The sequence below is a fragment of the Adhaeribacter aerolatus genome, assembly GCF_007991635.1.
Lineage (GTDB): Bacteria > Bacteroidota > Bacteroidia > Cytophagales > Hymenobacteraceae > Adhaeribacter > Adhaeribacter aerolatus.
The window spans coordinates 275,028-290,580 of sequence record NZ_BJYS01000001.1 but is presented as its reverse complement, the minus strand read 5'-3'; the positions used below and the strand labels follow the sequence as shown (position 1 = coordinate 290,580).

The following is a 15,553-nucleotide window of genomic DNA, read 5'->3' as shown; positions in this document are numbered from 1 at the left end:
ATAAAATAAATTTGCCGCGGCTTTAACAAAACCAGATGGAGTTTAAAAGATTTGCAATAGAAGGTTTAGTAGAAATTATACCCCGGAAGTTTGGCGATGCCCGCGGGTTCTTCTTGGAATCGTATAGCTATAAAGTATTTGCCGCAGCCGGCATTGAGGTAACTTTTGTGCAGGATAACCAATCTTTGTCGCAGAAAGGCGTTTTAAGAGGTTTGCATTTTCAGCGCCCACCGCATGCCCAGGGCAAACTGGTGCGGGTAACGTCGGGTAGTGCTTTGGATGTGGTAGTAGATATTCGTAAAGATTCGCCTACCTACGGCCAGCACCAGACCTGTCTGTTAAATACCGAGCAGCACAACATGTTTTACGTGCCCCCTGGGTTTGCGCACGGTTTTGTAGCCCTCGAAGACAATACCACTTTTCTTTATAAGTGCACCGACTATTACTACCCTACCTCAGAAGGTGGTATTATGTGGAATGACCCGGCCTTAAATATTGACTGGAATATTCAGGAACCACTTGTGTCGGCCAAAGATGCCGTACTGCCAAAGTTCGCCGATTTTGACTCGCCTTTTTAAGAACCTGCCTGAAAAATTAGTTGTTTTATTTTGTATTTAATTTTTGTTTTTAACAGGATTTATTAGAAATATACCTTATATTAGTTAAGCATTTACATTGTTTAAACTTTTTAAAGAACAAGTCAGTTCTAATAAATATAACACGTTAATATTATGCAACTAAACGCAATGCTTCTTTTTCTGGGCGATGTAGGAGGAGGAGAAATAATGGTAATTATGTTGGCCGTGCTGCTCATGTTTGGGGCCGATAAGATTCCGGGACTTGCCCGTTCGCTGGGTAAAGGTATTAGGGAGTTTAAAGATGCCACCGATGGCATCAAAAACGAAATAGAGCGCTCTATAAATGATGATGAACCCCGGCGGCGTAACCCGAGAACGTCGGTAGTGGAGGAACCGGTAGATCACTATTCAGTAGCTGATACAATGTCGGAATAAAAATAGAAGAAACAAAAGACGAAGAAACAAAAAGCCTCTGACAGCAGAGGCTTTTATTTTAAACTTTCCGGTACTTACAGCACGTCTAGCAAACTTTCCAGTCCCATCCCCCGCGAGCCTTTTATCAGCAGATAGGTGTCTTGTAGGGTGTGCTGTTGCAGCCAGGTGGTTAAGGCCGCTTTGGTTTTAAAATATTTAAATTGCGAATGATCCTGGGCGGCTACCTGCATTTCCTGACCACATAATAATACCTCATCAAACACTAAGCCGGCCAATAAATTGCCCAGTTTTTGGTGCTCTTCTGTACTATCAGGCCCTAGTTCAAACATATCGCCCAGTATAACTACCTTCTTAGCTGCCTTGGCTTTGGCAAAATTGGTAACGGAAGCTGCCATCGAAGACGGATTAGCATTATAGGCATCGAGCAAAATGGTATTACTGCCTTTTTGTACTACCTGCGAGCGGTTGTTGGCCGGGGTATACGCGGCAATGGCCTGGTTGATTTTATCTATGGGCACTTCAAAAAACTTACCTATGCAGGAAGCCGCGGCAATATTCTCAAAATTATATTCGCCGATGATCTGGGTTTGCACCTGCTCACCGTTTTCTGATTGATAAACTACAAAAGGCGAAGCTTCCAGGAACTCGGCGTGAAAAAAGTCAGCGGCATTGGGATATAATATTTTATTTTCGATGCGCCGGGCCATGCGCATCAGGTGCTCGTTCTGGCTGTTTACAAAGACGATTCCGCCGTGCTGATCCAGGTGCAGGTACAATTCGCTTTTGGCACGGGCTACGCCTTCAAAACTGCCAAATCCTTCTAAATGGGCTTTGCCAATATTGGTTATCAGGCCGTGCGTAGGTAAGGCTATACTACACAGTTGGGCAATCTCGTTTATATGGTTAGCGCCCATTTCCACAATAGCTATTTCGTGTTCCGGCCGGATGCTCAGCACCGTAAGCGGTACCCCAATATGATTATTCAGATTGCCCTGGGTATAAAGCGTGTTGTATTTCTGGCTTAGTACTGCATTGGTTAGCTCCTTGGTGGTGGTTTTGCCGTTGCTGCCCGTAATGCCAATTATAGGAATGGTAAGTTGCTGCCGATGGTAAGTGGCCAAATCCTGCAAAGCCTGTAGTGTGTCGGTTACTACAAAACAATTATCACAAGCGTAGGCATCATCGTCTACAACGGCGTAGCGGGCACCTTTTGCCAAAGCTTGTTGCGCAAAGCCGGCGCCCTTAAAGTTGGGGCCATTGAGGGCAAAAAACAAAGATTGGTGCTGATCAGCACGCGAATCGGTACTTACGTGTTGGCATTGCTGGTAAAGCTCGTAGAGCTGCTGGATATTAAAAGGCATAAAAATATTTTAAAATGGCTTTATTTTGTTCTTTCGTCTTATGAAAGGTTTACCCGTTGTTATACTGTTTTTTTTATTAAGCTGCTGTTTCCGTCTTTCGGCGCAACAGCAATATGAGTTTCGTTACCGGAACGATGTAAAAATAGTTATTGATTCTGATACGGTAAAAGATCCGTGGGCGGGTGGCTTAAATAGTCCGGTTTTCTCTAAAATAGAACTAAACAACGACGGTACCGAAGACCTCTTTATTTACGACCGTACCTTAAATAAGATATTTACTTACGTGGCAGTAACCAGAAATGGGCAATGGGAGTGGCAGTACGCGCCGCAGTACGAGCGCTTATTTCCGCGGGACCTCACCGACTGGGTGTTGCTGCGCGATTATAACCGCGACGGGCGTAAAGATATTTTTACCAAAACCAACGCCGGCATTAAAGTTTATAAAAACACCACGGCTGCCAACGGCATACCAGCCTTTACCCAGGCGGTAGATTTTATTCGGTTTAACAACAATATTAACCTGCAGGCCGGCAGCGAGAATTTACCGGCTTTGCTGGATATGGATGACGATGGGGACCTGGATATTTTAACTTTCGATTTTTCAGGCAGTACCACCGTTGAATATTACAAGAACCTGGCGGTAGAAGAAAAATTACCGGCCGATGATTTAAAATATACCCTCGAAACCAACTGGTGGGGCAAATTAACCAAGTGCCCCCATGTGTGTAACGGCTATCTATTTAACAGTAGCTGCCGCACCGATGGTACCAACCATAACGACGGCATGAACCTGCTTGCCCTGGACCTGGACGGCGACACCGATAAAGATATTTTGGTGGGCGGCGAGGCCTGTCCCGATTTGGTACGCATCACCAACAGCGGCACGTTAACCAATGCCGTACTCGCTTCATCGGGTTTGCAACTGAATTATCCCGCCAATACCACCCGCGCCAGTTTTAATTATTTTCCGGCCGCTTACTACGAAGATGTAAACTTCGATAACCGACCAGACTTACTTGTAGCCCCTTTCGTGCGCAGCAATACCAACGATCAGGTAAATTTTACCCAATCGGCCTGGCTTTATAAAAATACCAGCGCCACCCAAGTACCGGCTTTTGAACTCCAGCAGAAAAATTTTCTGCAGGCTAATATGGTTGATGCGGGAGAACAATCGGTGCCGGCCTTAGCTGATTTGGATGGCGACGGCGACCTGGATTTATTGTTGGGTAATCGCACTGGTAGCGTCTGGCTTTTCCGGAACGTGGGCACCGCCGCGAAAGCTATATTCAAGCTCGAAACGAGAGATTATTTAAACCTGGCCGGAGCCGGTTTCCGGGATATTAAGCCCCAATTCGCCGATATGAACAGCGACGGCCGGTTAGATTTAATGCTGACGGTAGCTACCGGCACTACGGGCGCGATAAAATATATTCTGAACACCGCCGGCGCGGGGCAGCCTTTTAATTATGCTTTAACTAATATTAAAACCTTACCGGTTGGGCAAGCAATTAGCGATGTGCCGGCTTTCTACGACCTGGATAACGATGGCGACCTGGATTTGGTGCTGGCTTCTAATGTGCGGCCCACGCCTACCAGCGGCGCGTTGCGGTTCTATCGCAACACTGGTACGGCGGCCAATCCTAACTTTACCCTCGAAAATGAAGCCTGGGGCAATATTGCGGCCGAACTGGCGCGGCAGAATGTTTACCCGATTATTACCGATTTGAATAAAGACAGAAGCCCCGAATTACTGTTGGTAGATGATTTTGGTGAAATTAGAATATTCGGGAATATCCGCCAGAACCTGAATAACACTTTTACCCCGGTAAACCAGATTTTGCAGAATCCGCTTACCGGTGAATTTGGCCCCAGCAAATTGGGTAATTTTTTAGCGCTGGCCGCCGGTGATTTAAACGCCGACGGAATGCCCGAACTGATTATTGGTACCCGCGCGGGCGGCCTGCATTATTTAAGCCAGCAAATGCGCGGCGCAATAGTAGACCCGGAGCCTTTGCCCGAACAAACCCAGGTGGTAATTTACCCCAATCCCATCAAACGCGATCTGATTTTAACCATCCAGAGCCCCGAACAGGTAAATTTTGTTTTGTATAACCTGGCTGGGCAGCGAATAAATATAGGTGGTTACCAGGAAATGGCTAAAATTCACCGGGTGCCGGTGGCCGGTTTAGCTCCGGGTTTATATCTGGTGCAGGTAATTACCGCCGATTTGCGCCGGAAAGCTTATAAAGTAGTGGTTCTGTAACAGATGCAGACTTTTATCCAGGTTAATATCGAAAATACCACTAGTTTCTCTTTCCAGAGGCCCTTGCTGTCCTGGCTTAAAGCCCGTAATCCGGAGATGGCGGTTCTGGATCTGGATTCTTTTTCGGACGAAATGCTGGTTAAGCAGGCTGGCCGATTGATACAGGAGGCCGTAAAATATGCCGTATATTTTAAAGTGGCAGAACCAGATGCTAAGCTGGGGGCGGCGTTTAAACTACTGGAAGAAATAATTGGGGAAGATAAACCAGGTTTGATTTTGCTGGAAGGTACCCATGCCCGGCTAACGGCCATTTTGCAGAGCCGGCCCCATCTGCAATTTAATACCGTACCTAATCCGGAAGAAGTTAAACAGCACCTAGACCATTATTTTAATCCGGCGAATTAATTATTCAGCAAAAACGAATCGGCATCTAAATAGGCCGGAAAGGATTGCCGGTAAGCCTGTAAAGCCTCGGGACTGAGTTTTATGGTTTCAACGGCTTCTGCGTGGCTCTGCTGCCAGATAACTTCGCCGGTTGGTCCGTAAGCTGCTGAGTCGCCGGTGTACACAATGCTCTTGCCATCTTCGCCTACCCGGTTTACGCCTGCCACATACGCCAGGTTCTCGATGGCCCGGGCAGGTAACAGGGTTTTCCAAGCCAGACTTCTTTTAGCCGGCCAGTTGGCTACGTACAAAAGCAAATCGTAATCAGGACCAATATTGCGGCTCCAGACCGGAAACCGTAAATCATAACAAACCAGGGGGCAAATGCGCCAGCCATTGAGGGTAACAATCAGCCGGGCCGTACCGGCCGTGTAAACCTGGTGCTCGCCGGCCATCCGGAATAAATGTCGTTTATCGTAGTTGGTAAAACTGCCATCGGGCCGCATCCAAATCAAACGGTTAAAATATTGGCCATTTTCTTCCGTAATTAAGCTACCAGTAATTACCGCTTTATGGATGGCCGCCTGTTCTTGTAACCAAGCCAAAGTTGGGCCATCCGGTTTCTCGGCTAAATGCGGCGCTTCCATGCTAAACCCGGTGGTAAACATTTCGGGCAGCACAATCAGGTCGGTTGCTTCGGTTAAGCCCGCCAGTTTTTGGGCCAGCATTTCCCGGTTAGCCGCCGCATCGTGCCAGTGTAGTGCTGTTTGTACTAAAGTAACCGAGAGGTCCTGCATGGGGTGTAGTTATTAGTGATTAGTTGTTCGTAGTATATTACAGCCGATTTTGTTTCTACTGGGAGCAGTGCTTTAGGATTTAAAATGGATTTGGTTAAAAATAAATTAAAAATTTACTATGCGTTAAAGATAGGGAATATAAGGCGGAACATTACGTCTGATAATTGCCTATTCCGGAAAGGTCAGCCTTTTAAAAGAAGGAGGGGAGCCAGGACGTAGCTTATTTATGCATTTTTGCGTCAGGTTCAGGGCTACTGTTACTTACAAGCTCAAAAGTCCTTTTTATTTATCAATTTTGGTTCACCTTCAATTACTTGCTGTTTATTGCCAAATATATGTGAAGTCTAATAAAAACAATATTAGGTTGGGCTAAGGGTTCTTAAAATTTACATTTAAGTATATCTTCCCCAAGTACCTGACAGATACTTTGGGAGTTGCCATTAGTTTTACATCTGTTATGCCATGAGAAATATTCGCATATGTTGGTATTGGATTCTCTTATTATACGTCGGTAGCTTAACTGGGTGTGTACATATGTACTATTCTCCTAATGCCCATAATGTGCCTTTGTTAAAGAAAAAAGGAGACAAAATTTTAAGTGTAGCAGGTGGAAGTAGTTTAAGTGAAGTGGATAGCGGGTTGGATATACAGGCTGCTTACGCAATAACAAACCATTTGGGAGTAATGAGCAATTATTATCGGGCTTCTGGTGAGAGCAGCGGCGAATACAAAGAGGGAGGGCACGGCTATTTACTGGAGGCTGGTTTAGGTTATTTTACTCCCTTGTATAAAGAAGTCTATGGTTTCGAGTTGTTTGGCGGAACCGGCAGCGGTAATGTATATAATTACTACGACGAGTTTAAAAAATCAACATCACAAATAAACTTTAGCCGTCACTTTGTGCAGGCAGCTATAAGTTGGGAAAATAAGTATTGTAAAATAGCGCTGTCCCACAGAATGGGATTACTTACTTACAATAAAATTAGAACCAAAGATTATAATATCACTAACTATCCGGAATATTGGAACGGTATAATTCGAAATAAAAAATACATTTTAAATGAACCAGCCTTGACCGTTCAGTTTAGCGGCTACCGCGCTTTAAAGGCACAAGCACAGATTGTTTATGCTGTGGATGCTATTGATGCGGATTTTGCACAAGAGAATATAAATCTAAATGTGGGGCTTTATTTAGTGCTGCCTGCTAAGAAAAAAGACAGGATGTAATCTTTATGCCATGAACTAACCCCTACAATGCACAAAGCTTTTCCGCAGCCTGTTGTAAAGTATCTTCATTTTTGGCAAAACAGAAACGCAGTACTTTGTGGTCCTGGTTATTGTGGTAAAATACCGAAACCGGGATGGCCGCTACGCCAATTTCCTGGGTAAGCCGCCGGGCAAAAGCGACATCGGGCTCATCGGTAATATGGCCGTAATGCGCTAATTGAAAGTACGTGCCAGCCGAAGGGATTATCCGGAAACGGGAGGAATCCATCAGGCTACAGAATAAATTGCGTTTTTGTTCGTAAAAAGTTGGCAAATTCAGGTAATGTTCGGTATTTTCCAGATAATCGGTCAGGGCGTACTGAACGGGCGTAATGGTGCTAAAGGTCAGGTACTGGTGTATTTTCCGGAATTCCTGGGTAAGGGCCGGCGGCGCCACGCAATAACCTACCTTCCAGCCGGTAGCGTGGTAGGTTTTACCGAAGGAAGAAATGATAAAACTCCGGTAAGCCAGTTCCGGGCGGCGCAGCAAGCTTTGGTGCAAATGGCCGTCGTACACCATGTGTTCATACACTTCGTCGCCAATCAGAAAAATATTGGTATCCCGGATAATGTCAGCTAAATTATTTAAATCTTCGGCACTTAAAGTGGCACCGGTGGGGTTATGCGGGGAGTTTAGCAGCAGGAGCCGGGTTTTGGGTGTAATGCGGGTTTTAACTAAATCCCAGTCTATCTGGTAATCCGGGAAGGAAAGCGGAATAAACACCGGTTGACCGCCGTTGAGCAAAATGGCCGGTACATACGAGTCGTAAGCGGGTTCAATTACCAGCACTTCGTCGCCGGGGCGCACCACGGCCGCAATGGCGCAAAACAAGGCTTCGGTAGCGCCGGAAGTTACGGTTATTTCGGTTTCCGGATTAGGCGCCACGCCATACAGCAGTTGTGTTTTTCGGCTGATATTTTCCCGCAGTTTGGCTACTCCGGTCATGGGTGCGTACTGGTTAAAGCCGTTGCGGGTATAAGTGCCTACTAAGTCGGCCAACTCAGGCGGACAGCTAAAGTCCGGAAAACCCTGCGATAAATTAATGGCCCCGTGCGTCTGGGCTAGTTGCGACATAACCGAAAATATACTGGTGCCTACCTGGGGCAGTTTAGAAGCGGGTAATGTTATCATGCAGGGGCAAAGGGCGGGTATAAGACTACCGGATTATTATTTGAATTAGGAGGCGGAATGCAAGATGAAGCTTTTTTTCTGGGTTACTAAAACCTTTAACCGAATATATTCTGTAGAAAATCGTCAGCAGCCCACTTTATGCGGGGCTAAGCAACGTTTCCGGGAAAAAAGTCCTTCACTATTTCTTTTACATCGAAATCGGTGAGGGGTTTAGCAAAATGCCTTCTTACCACGGCATAATTCTCCAGGCGGTTTAAATCGTAAAAGCTGGCCGAAGAAGTAAGCATCATAATTTGGGTGGGAATGTGGTATTGCGCGTTTAGGTCCTGGTAGGCATCCAGAAACTCAAAACCATCCATAATCGGCATTTTAATGTCCAGGAAAATCAGGTCGGGATATTTTTCAGAAGCCTCACTGCCAGTTTGCTCTGCAATTAATTTCATATAATTCAACGCCTGCTCCCCGTTCATAAATATTTTTATTTCCTTAGCTGCATTGGTTCGTTTCAGGGTGCGCAGGTTCACATGATTCGTCGTCTCATCGTCGTCGATAAGTAATATTAAATCCAGAGGTCTCATGCGGTAAAAATAAGAATATTTAGCCTTTCCGGAAATAAATCCGGAAAGTACTGCCTTGGTTAAGCGTGCTATCTACTTCTACATAGCCATTGTTGTTTTGCATAATGCGGTTAATCATGTATAAGCCCAGACCGGTACCGGGTACATGGCTATGAAACCGCTTAAACATCTGGAAAAGCTTTTCTTTATGTAAATCCAGGTTAATGCCCAACCCATTGTCCTGCACGGTCAGCACTACATAATCGGTGGTAGAACTGGTTTTTACCAGCACTTCCGGCACTCGTTCGGGCGAGCGGTATTTAATGGCGTTGCTGATAAGGTTGTATAAAATACTGCGCAAATTAGCTTTCGAAAACTCCAGGTGCGGAACAGCCGCAAAATCGGTGGTAATGCGGGCCCCGGAACTCTGAATCTGGTCCTGAATACTCAGGCAAATTTCTTCGGTCAGTTCGGGCAGCGATATTTTTTCTTTTTCGGCGTGAATATTTTTCTGGACTTTGGCGATCTCTGCCAGGTCCGTGATGGTGGTATTTATCTGATCGAGCGATTTGTAAAACAGGTTTACCAGTTTGTCATGTTCCGGATCCTTGAACTCGCAGGAACTTATAATTTCCTCGAAAAGGCTGCTCATGTTAATAATGGGTAGTTTCAGGTCGTGGGAAGCCGTGTAGACAAAACGGTCGAGGTCTTCGTTTATTTTTTTCAGTTCCGAATTAGCTTCCTGTAGGTTTTCCTGGGCAATTTTCTGGTCGTGAATATCGGTAATGGTACCAACCCACATGGTAATCTGGCCTTGCTGGTTGTGCATGGGCAAAGCCCGCGTCAAGTGCCAGCGATAAGTGCCCGCCGCACTCCGGAAGCGGTAGGCAAATTCCATCGGGTTGCCGGAACTTAAAGCCTCCAGCCAAATATTTTTAATCCAGGCACTATCGTCGGGGTGTATTACGTTGAGTAAATCGGTTTGGTGGCTAACTGGCCAGGCAATGCCGGTGTAAGCGGCCCATTGGTGGTTAAAATAATCGATGGTACCGTTGGGTTTGGCTGTCCACACCAGATGGGGTACAGCCTCCGATAATAATTTAAATTTTTCGGTTTCGTGACGTAGCTTTTCGGCCAGGGCTTCCGCCTGGTTTTTAGCTTTTACCTGGCCGGTTACTTCTACCGAGAAGTATAAAACACCCTCCATCTGCTGGTTCCCATCTCGGAGCGGCAGGATAGAAATATTAAAATAACTGGTTGTTAATGGGGCTTCGTGGCGGGTAGGAATATTTATCGGGTATTCGTTGGCAATAAAGGGCTGGCCGGTGCTATAAACAGTTTGCATTACTTCCAGAAAACCTTGGGCGGCCAGTTCGGGCCAAGCCTCGCGGGCTTTTAAACCAATAAATGAATTGTTCCCGTACAGTTGTACCATTTGGGGGTTCATAAAGGTACACACCAGTTCGGGGCCCCGCAGTACACAAAAGAGCACCGGGGCATCGGTGAGCGTCCGCTGCAGCCAGATTTCCCGGTCTTGGAGGTCCTGCTGGTGAAGCTTTTGCTCGTGAATATCCGCCGAAGTACCAAACCACTTAATAATCTGGCCGTTTTGATCATGCATGGGGTTGGCCCGCGATAATAGCCAACGGTATTCGCCGGAATAGTGCCAGAGCCGGTGCTCTATCTCGAAGGGTTTGCCGGTGCGGACAGACGCTAGCCAATGGGTATAGGTTTCTTCCCGGTCGTCGGGGTGGAGGGGTTGGGTCCAATCAAAGTCGGGCCGTTCCGCCGATTCATCACCAATAAACCGGTAATAATTGTGGTTCCGGTAGTCGGTAGTACCGTCGGGGTTACTCGTCCAGATCAGGACCGGCACCATATCGGCCAGAAATTTAAATCGCTGGTAACTGTCTATTAAGGCCAGCCGCGCCATCTTTTGCGAATGAATATCGGTGGCGGTACCCAGCCATTTTATTATTTTACCTTCGGCATCGCGTTTGGGGTTAGCCCGGGCCAGCACCCACCGGTACTCGCCGTCCTTGTTCCGGATCCGCAATTCTTTCTCAAAATATTCGCCTGCTTCCAGGTTCTTTTGCCAGTCGGCGGCTACGGCGTTGCGTTCCTCGGGCGGCAATAATTCGGACCAGTGAAAACCAGGGCGGCTGCTCAGGCTCCTGCCTACAAAATTCAGGTAATAGGCATTGCGGTAATTGGTGGTGCCGTCGGGTTCGCTCGTCCAGATTAAGGCCGGCACGGTATCGGCTAAAAACTGGAAGAAATCGGAAGTTTCTTTTAACTGTTGCTCGGTTTTGTTGTGCAGGGTAATATCCTGCATGGAGCCTACCATGCGGTAGGCGGTGCCGGTTTCGTCGTGCAGTACATACCCCCGGTCCAGAATATCGGAATAAGAGCCATCGGCACATTGGAAACGGTATTCGTCGGACCAGAACTTACCCCCACTTTGGATTACCTGGTTAATGCTTTGAAAAATTCTTTCCCGGTCTTCCGGATGAATAAAGTTTTTCCAGGAACTAACATCGGTATCTATTTGAGTAAACCCAAAGAGGGTTCTGTAGCTTTCATTCCAGATAACGGTATTGTTACGGAGGTCCCAATCCCAGACGGCATCGTTCGTAGCCTGGGTAATAGCCGCGAAACGTTCTTCGGTTCGGCGGGCTCTCAGGGTCGATAACTGCTCCTGGGTGATGTCGCGGGCCTCGTGTATAATATAAGCTACCTCGCCGGTTGCCGACAGAACCGGGGTATTAATGCCCTGCCAGTAGCTTTGCTCTTGCTCGCCTGCTAAGTTATTTAAAGTATAGCATTGTTCCGCCATGGTATGGGGCTGCCGGTGGATGCGTACATAATCCAACGATTGTTCCCATTGCTGGTGGAGGGCATTCGCTTCTTCTTCCGGATAAGAATGGTGGCAGATAGCCGAGACGGGCTGGTTAAGTAAATCTTTCTTCGGCAGGCCCAGCGCTTGCTCAAAACGATTACTGAGGGCCAGAATGGTATGCTGCGGAGAAATTACTAGGAATAGCCCTGGTAAAGACTGGAAGATTAGATCGTAATCTGTTTCGGCGAAGCCGGAAGGTAGCTGCATATCTATAACCAGGGTTATGGGTGATGCTTTTTACTATTACTTTATAAAAGCAAATTTTTTGTATTACCAGTAGTAAATATAGACAGATATCTTACTGCTGCAACGCCGTATCTCAATAATAACAATATTTTAAAGCCGATTAAGAGACCAGCAATATATTCATTAGAAAGCGGTTGTGTATTTCTGTTTTGAACAGGAGCTGGCGCCATTGGTAATATTATCACCGCCACTGCTAAAGCGCTTTCCCAAACGACTGGCTGATGAAAACACGCAGTAAGGGTTCCTTCCAATTTATAAAATGTTAAACAGCTTTCAGGTTAAAAACTACGCTTATCGTATAAAATTAAAACTTTTTACCGGTAATATTTTCGGCTACGAGGCGGCCGGTAGCCATGGCGGCGTTCAACGAAGGGTAAGCCGTATAGTCGCCGCACCGGTAAAGATTGGCCGCTAGTTGCAAAAAGGGCTGGGCCGGATTAGGGGCAGTGGGAGGCAAACCCTGCGGAATAAAGTAAGTTTTCAGGTACCGCCAGTTTTCTACGGTTTCGCCAAACCAGGTTTTCAGTTCTGCCTTAATTTTTAAAGCCAGATTTTCCGGCGAAAGTCCGTGTGGCCCGTGGGTGCTCACCGAGATTAAAGCTTTACCCGCCGGGGCATAACTGGGGCAAATATCGCTGGGCACACTTACATTATGTACCACCGAGTGGCTGTTCGGGTTAAGCATTAAGAGTTTAGAATTATTGGGCGATTCGTCGGAAGTAAAATAAGTACAGGTGGTTTGGTTTAACCGGGCAGGTGGTTCTTCGCCTAAGAGCTGGGCCGCGGCCGCGGCATCGGTAGCCAAAACCAAAGTGCCCGCTGTCAGGCGTTCTCCATCGGCTAATATTATTTCGTTTTCTGGTGTCAGGGCTTTTACCATGGTTCCGGTTCGAATGCTGCCCGCCGGTAATTTAGCCGCTAATTGGGCCGGAATAGCTTCTATTCCTTCGGTGGGCAACGTTACCGCCGAAGTAGCAAAATATTTAAAAATAAACCGGAAGAAATTACTGCTGGTTTTCAGGTCCCGGTCGAGGTAAACGCCGCCGAAGAAAGGAATAAAAAAGTTTTGTATAATTTTCTGGCTGAAACCCTGTTGCTGGAGGTAAGCCATGGTGCTTTGATTAGCCGGGCCTTGCAACAAACTTTCGTCGGATAAGGGCAGGATTTGCGTACCTAATTTCAGAATGCGGAGTTTATCGGGAAGGGTAGCGAACCGGGAGATTAAGGTGGTAAAAAGCTGGCCGGGTTCCTTTAAGGGATGCACCACCTCTGAAAAACCATTTCCTTGTTTTATTAAAGCGCCGGAACGAAAAGCCTGTAAGCCCAATGATTCGTAATCCAGTAGTTTGTGAGCTTCAGGGTAATCGGCCAGAAAAACCTGAAATCCCCGGTCCAGCAGATAGCCTTTGTAGCGATCGGTGCGTACCCGCCCGCCTATGCCGGTACTTCCTTCCAATATCAAAAAAGACTGACCCGTCCGGGCCAGGTAAGTGGCACAACTAAGACCAGCTACACCTGCGCCAATTATTACTACCGGATAATTTTCCATTTAACTATTTAGCTTGCTGATATACAATTAATTAAGCTATTTGTTTAAAAAATAAATGAATTTTTTTTCAAACCGGTTAAACCTTTGAATTTCTGAACACTCTAAGAATTGGATTTTTAATTAAAATTGTTTTGGGTGAAAATAAAGAGGTCTGGATATTCCAGACCTTTTTTCATTTTTTTTTTAGCCTAAATCCTTACCCAGGAGAGCTTTTCTAATTGGAAAGAGCTTAGAACGCTAATCGCCGGCTCCCAGTTTTACCACCAGTTCGTCTAATTCGGGCGTTAACCTAACCTGGCACGATAAGCGACTATTATCGGTAACGGCGGGCAAGCTATCCAGCATATAGCCTTCATCGTCGGAAGGCGGTGGCAATTCGTGGTCGCTGAGTACTTCTATGTGGCAGGTAGCGCACAAAGCCATACCGCCGCAGGTAGCTGCAATGGGATAACCGCTGGCTTTTAATACTTCCATCAAACTCAGGCCCATATCGGTAGGCGCATCCACCGGGGTTTTATCGCCCGATGGTTCCTGTACATATATTTTTATATCATTCATTTTTAGTAGTTAGCTGTTAGTAATTAGTAGTTAGTTTTTAGCGATTATGGTGCAGCGCAAAGTAAGCTGTTGGCTTAAACCTAGCTGCTAACTTAAGTTTTACTTTAAGGGTTGGTTAAATCTCTTTTGGAAATAAACTAACCACTAATCACTAAAAACTAACTACTGCTTATTATAAAGTTGGCACCCCGTTCACAGTAGTATATTTCAGCGTGAATTTTTTATCTGGATTCAGATATTTGTAGGCACTTTGGGCCATCAGGGCGGCTTCGTGGAAACCGCACAAAATAAGTTTCAGTTTACCCGGATAGGTATTAATATCGCCGATGGCGTACACGCCTTCTATACTGGTAGAATAATCGAAGGTATTTACCACAATGGCGCCATCCTGCAATTCCAAATCCCAGTCTTCCAGCGGCCCCAATTTTGGCGTTAGCCCGAAAAGCGGAATAAAATAATCAGTCTCCTGAACTACATCTTCTTCGTTGTTGAACGAAATAGTAACGGCTTCCAATTTATCTTCGCCGCTTACGCCTACCACATTAGATTTCAGCAATAATTTAATTTTACCGGCTTCGGCCAGGTGCTGTACTTTTTCCGCCGATTCGGGTACACCCCGGAAAGTAGTACCCCGGTGCACTAAAGTAACTTCTTTGGCCACATTCGCCAGGAAAATTGTCCAGTCCAAAGCGGAGTCGCCGCCGCCGGCAATAACCACGCGTTTGTCGCGATAATGCTCAGGATCCAGAATCATGTAATTAACGCCTTTGCCTTCGTACAGGGCCAGGTGCTCAATGGCAGGTTTGCGCGGTTCGAAGGACCCTAAGCCGGCGGCGATAACGATAATCTTGCAGCTAATTTCGGTTCCAGCCACGGTATATACAATAAAAGAACCATCGTCGAGGCGGGTAAAACGCTCTACGCGTTCGCCTAAGGTAAAAGTAGGCTTAAAGGGTTCTATTTGTTTTTCTAGATTTTTCACCAGATCGCCAGCCAAAACTTCCGGGAATCCCGGAATATCGTAGATTGGCTTTTTAGGATAAATTTCAGAAAGCTGGCCGCCGGTCTGGGCCAGGGCGTCTACTACGTGGCAGCGCATCTTCAATAAACCAGCTTCAAAAACGGCAAACAGACCAACCGGCCCGGCCCCGATAATGCATATATCAGTTGATAGAATATTCATTTTTAAGAAATATTAATATTAAAATTTATAGAAATAGCCCGTGAGCTAAATTCACAGGTAAAACAAAGAAACAGCAGGAGATGTTACCAATTGGTGCAGCAATTGCCGCAAAGCAGATAAATATACAAACGGGTTTTACCCCCGGGGTAACCGGTGAGTACAGCAATAAAAGGTAAAACTTAGTTTGTAAGATTTAGCCTCGGGCGAGAAGCTAATACCAAAAGGCAGCGGAGATTAAAGACAACAGCAACAACAAGCAGAAGTCAGGCCGGTGGTGTAGATACCCTTTCTGGAGAGCCGGATTAAGTCTGGTTGCACGTTGTTCTTTTTCATTGTATTAAAAGT

14 protein-coding genes are annotated in these 15,553 nt (G+C 46.2%); 5 read left to right on the top strand and 9 right to left on the bottom strand.

All coding sequences use genetic code 11. The annotated features are described in order from the left end of the window. The first annotated feature begins 35 nt into the window (after positions 1-35). Together rfbC and AAE02nite_RS01240 are read left to right on the top strand one after the other, a co-directional pair. The gene (gene rfbC / locus AAE02nite_RS01245) at positions 36-578 is read left to right on the top strand and encodes a dTDP-4-dehydrorhamnose 3,5-epimerase (protein WP_146894614.1); all 543 of its coding nucleotides are present in this window, start codon (positions 36-38) and stop codon (positions 576-578) included. Positions 579-731: 153 nt separating this feature from the next. Further along, positions 732-1,013, top strand: coding sequence for a Sec-independent protein translocase subunit TatA/TatB (locus AAE02nite_RS01240; protein ID WP_146894613.1), 282 nt, complete (start codon positions 732-734; stop codon positions 1,011-1,013). A gap of 74 nt (positions 1,014-1,087) precedes the next feature. Here the strand turns inward: AAE02nite_RS01240 and AAE02nite_RS01235 are convergent, their stop codons facing one another. Beyond that, positions 1,088-2,374, bottom strand: coding sequence for a UDP-N-acetylmuramoyl-tripeptide--D-alanyl-D-alanine ligase (locus AAE02nite_RS01235; protein WP_146894612.1), 1,287 nt, complete (start codon positions 2,372-2,374; stop codon positions 1,088-1,090). Positions 2,375-2,414: 40 nt separating this feature from the next. On the opposite strand from AAE02nite_RS01235, the gene AAE02nite_RS01230 reads away from it, so the two are divergent. Next, the gene (locus AAE02nite_RS01230; protein ID WP_146894611.1) at positions 2,415-4,637 is read left to right on the top strand and encodes a T9SS type A sorting domain-containing protein; all 2,223 of its coding nucleotides are present in this window, start codon (positions 2,415-2,417) and stop codon (positions 4,635-4,637) included. Between the two features lie 3 nt (positions 4,638-4,640). Then, a complete protein-coding gene (locus AAE02nite_RS01225; protein WP_146894610.1) occupies positions 4,641-5,042 on the top strand; it encodes a hypothetical protein in 402 nt (133 codons plus the stop codon). On the opposite strand, the gene AAE02nite_RS01220 is transcribed toward AAE02nite_RS01225, so the two are convergent. Further along, complete coding sequence (locus AAE02nite_RS01220) at positions 5,039-5,818, bottom strand: amidohydrolase (RefSeq protein ID WP_146894609.1); 780 nt, start codon at positions 5,816-5,818, stop codon at positions 5,039-5,041. The two genes, AAE02nite_RS01225 and AAE02nite_RS01220, sit on opposite strands and share 4 nt — an antisense overlap. Before the next feature lie 534 nt (positions 5,819-6,352). Between AAE02nite_RS01220 and AAE02nite_RS01215 the strand changes: the two genes are divergently transcribed. Continuing rightward, on the top strand, positions 6,353-7,045 hold the full coding sequence (locus tag AAE02nite_RS01215; RefSeq protein WP_146894608.1) for a hypothetical protein: 693 nt from the start codon (positions 6,353-6,355) through the stop codon (positions 7,043-7,045). A 22-nt stretch (positions 7,046-7,067) separates the two neighbouring features. On the opposite strand, the gene AAE02nite_RS01210 is transcribed toward AAE02nite_RS01215, so the two are convergent. From AAE02nite_RS01210 to AAE02nite_RS01180, 7 genes are all read right to left on the bottom strand, one after another. Continuing rightward, a complete protein-coding gene (locus AAE02nite_RS01210) occupies positions 7,068-8,216 on the bottom strand; it encodes a methionine aminotransferase (protein ID WP_146894607.1) in 1,149 nt (382 codons plus the stop codon). Between the two features lie 146 nt (positions 8,217-8,362). Continuing rightward, positions 8,363-8,794 (bottom strand): response regulator, encoded by a 432-nt coding sequence (locus tag AAE02nite_RS01205; RefSeq protein ID WP_146894606.1) that lies wholly within the window; start codon positions 8,792-8,794, stop codon positions 8,363-8,365. 19 nt (positions 8,795-8,813) lie between these two features. Continuing rightward, positions 8,814-11,879, bottom strand: coding sequence for a PAS domain-containing sensor histidine kinase (locus AAE02nite_RS01200; protein ID WP_146894605.1), 3,066 nt, complete (start codon positions 11,877-11,879; stop codon positions 8,814-8,816). 41 nt (positions 11,880-11,920) lie between these two features. Beyond that, on the bottom strand, positions 11,921-12,169 hold the full coding sequence (locus tag AAE02nite_RS01195) for a hypothetical protein (protein WP_146894604.1): 249 nt from the start codon (positions 12,167-12,169) through the stop codon (positions 11,921-11,923). Between the two features lie 53 nt (positions 12,170-12,222). Then, positions 12,223-13,467: a protoporphyrinogen/coproporphyrinogen oxidase gene (locus AAE02nite_RS01190; protein WP_146894603.1), complete on the bottom strand. Its 1,245-nt coding sequence runs from the start codon at positions 13,465-13,467 to the stop codon at positions 12,223-12,225. Between the two features lie 237 nt (positions 13,468-13,704). Beyond that, positions 13,705-14,025 (bottom strand): 2Fe-2S iron-sulfur cluster-binding protein, encoded by a 321-nt coding sequence (locus tag AAE02nite_RS01185; RefSeq protein WP_146894602.1) that lies wholly within the window; start codon positions 14,023-14,025, stop codon positions 13,705-13,707. A gap of 172 nt (positions 14,026-14,197) precedes the next feature. Continuing rightward, positions 14,198-15,202 carry an NAD(P)/FAD-dependent oxidoreductase gene (locus AAE02nite_RS01180; protein WP_146894765.1) on the bottom strand — a complete coding sequence of 335 codons (1,005 nt, stop codon included), beginning with the start codon at positions 15,200-15,202 and terminating at the stop codon, positions 14,198-14,200. Positions 15,203-15,553 lie beyond the last annotated feature (351 nt).

Coding starts and splice junctions, on each gene's coding strand:
- AAE02nite_RS01220 (WP_146894609.1), bottom strand. CDS start 5,818: ATGCAGGACCTCTCGGTTACTTTAGTACAAACAGCACTACACTGGCAC.
- AAE02nite_RS01210 (WP_146894607.1), bottom strand. CDS start 8,216: ATGATAACATTACCCGCTTCTAAACTGCCCCAGGTAGGCACCAGTATA.
- AAE02nite_RS01235 (WP_146894612.1), bottom strand. CDS start 2,374: ATGCCTTTTAATATCCAGCAGCTCTACGAGCTTTACCAGCAATGCCAA.
- AAE02nite_RS01205 (WP_146894606.1), bottom strand. CDS start 8,794: ATGAGACCTCTGGATTTAATATTACTTATCGACGACGATGAGACGACG.
- AAE02nite_RS01215 (WP_146894608.1), top strand. CDS start 6,353: ATGTACTATTCTCCTAATGCCCATAATGTGCCTTTGTTAAAGAAAAAA.
- rfbC (WP_146894614.1), top strand. CDS start 36: ATGGAGTTTAAAAGATTTGCAATAGAAGGTTTAGTAGAAATTATACCC.
- AAE02nite_RS01225 (WP_146894610.1), top strand. CDS start 4,641: ATGCAGACTTTTATCCAGGTTAATATCGAAAATACCACTAGTTTCTCT.
- AAE02nite_RS01200 (WP_146894605.1), bottom strand. CDS start 11,879: ATGCAGCTACCTTCCGGCTTCGCCGAAACAGATTACGATCTAATCTTC.
- AAE02nite_RS01185 (WP_146894602.1), bottom strand. CDS start 14,025: ATGAATGATATAAAAATATATGTACAGGAACCATCGGGCGATAAAACC.
- AAE02nite_RS01230 (WP_146894611.1), top strand. CDS start 2,415: ATGAAAGGTTTACCCGTTGTTATACTGTTTTTTTTATTAAGCTGCTGT.
- AAE02nite_RS01190 (WP_146894603.1), bottom strand. CDS start 13,467: ATGGAAAATTATCCGGTAGTAATAATTGGCGCAGGTGTAGCTGGTCTT.
- AAE02nite_RS01240 (WP_146894613.1), top strand. CDS start 732: ATGCAACTAAACGCAATGCTTCTTTTTCTGGGCGATGTAGGAGGAGGA.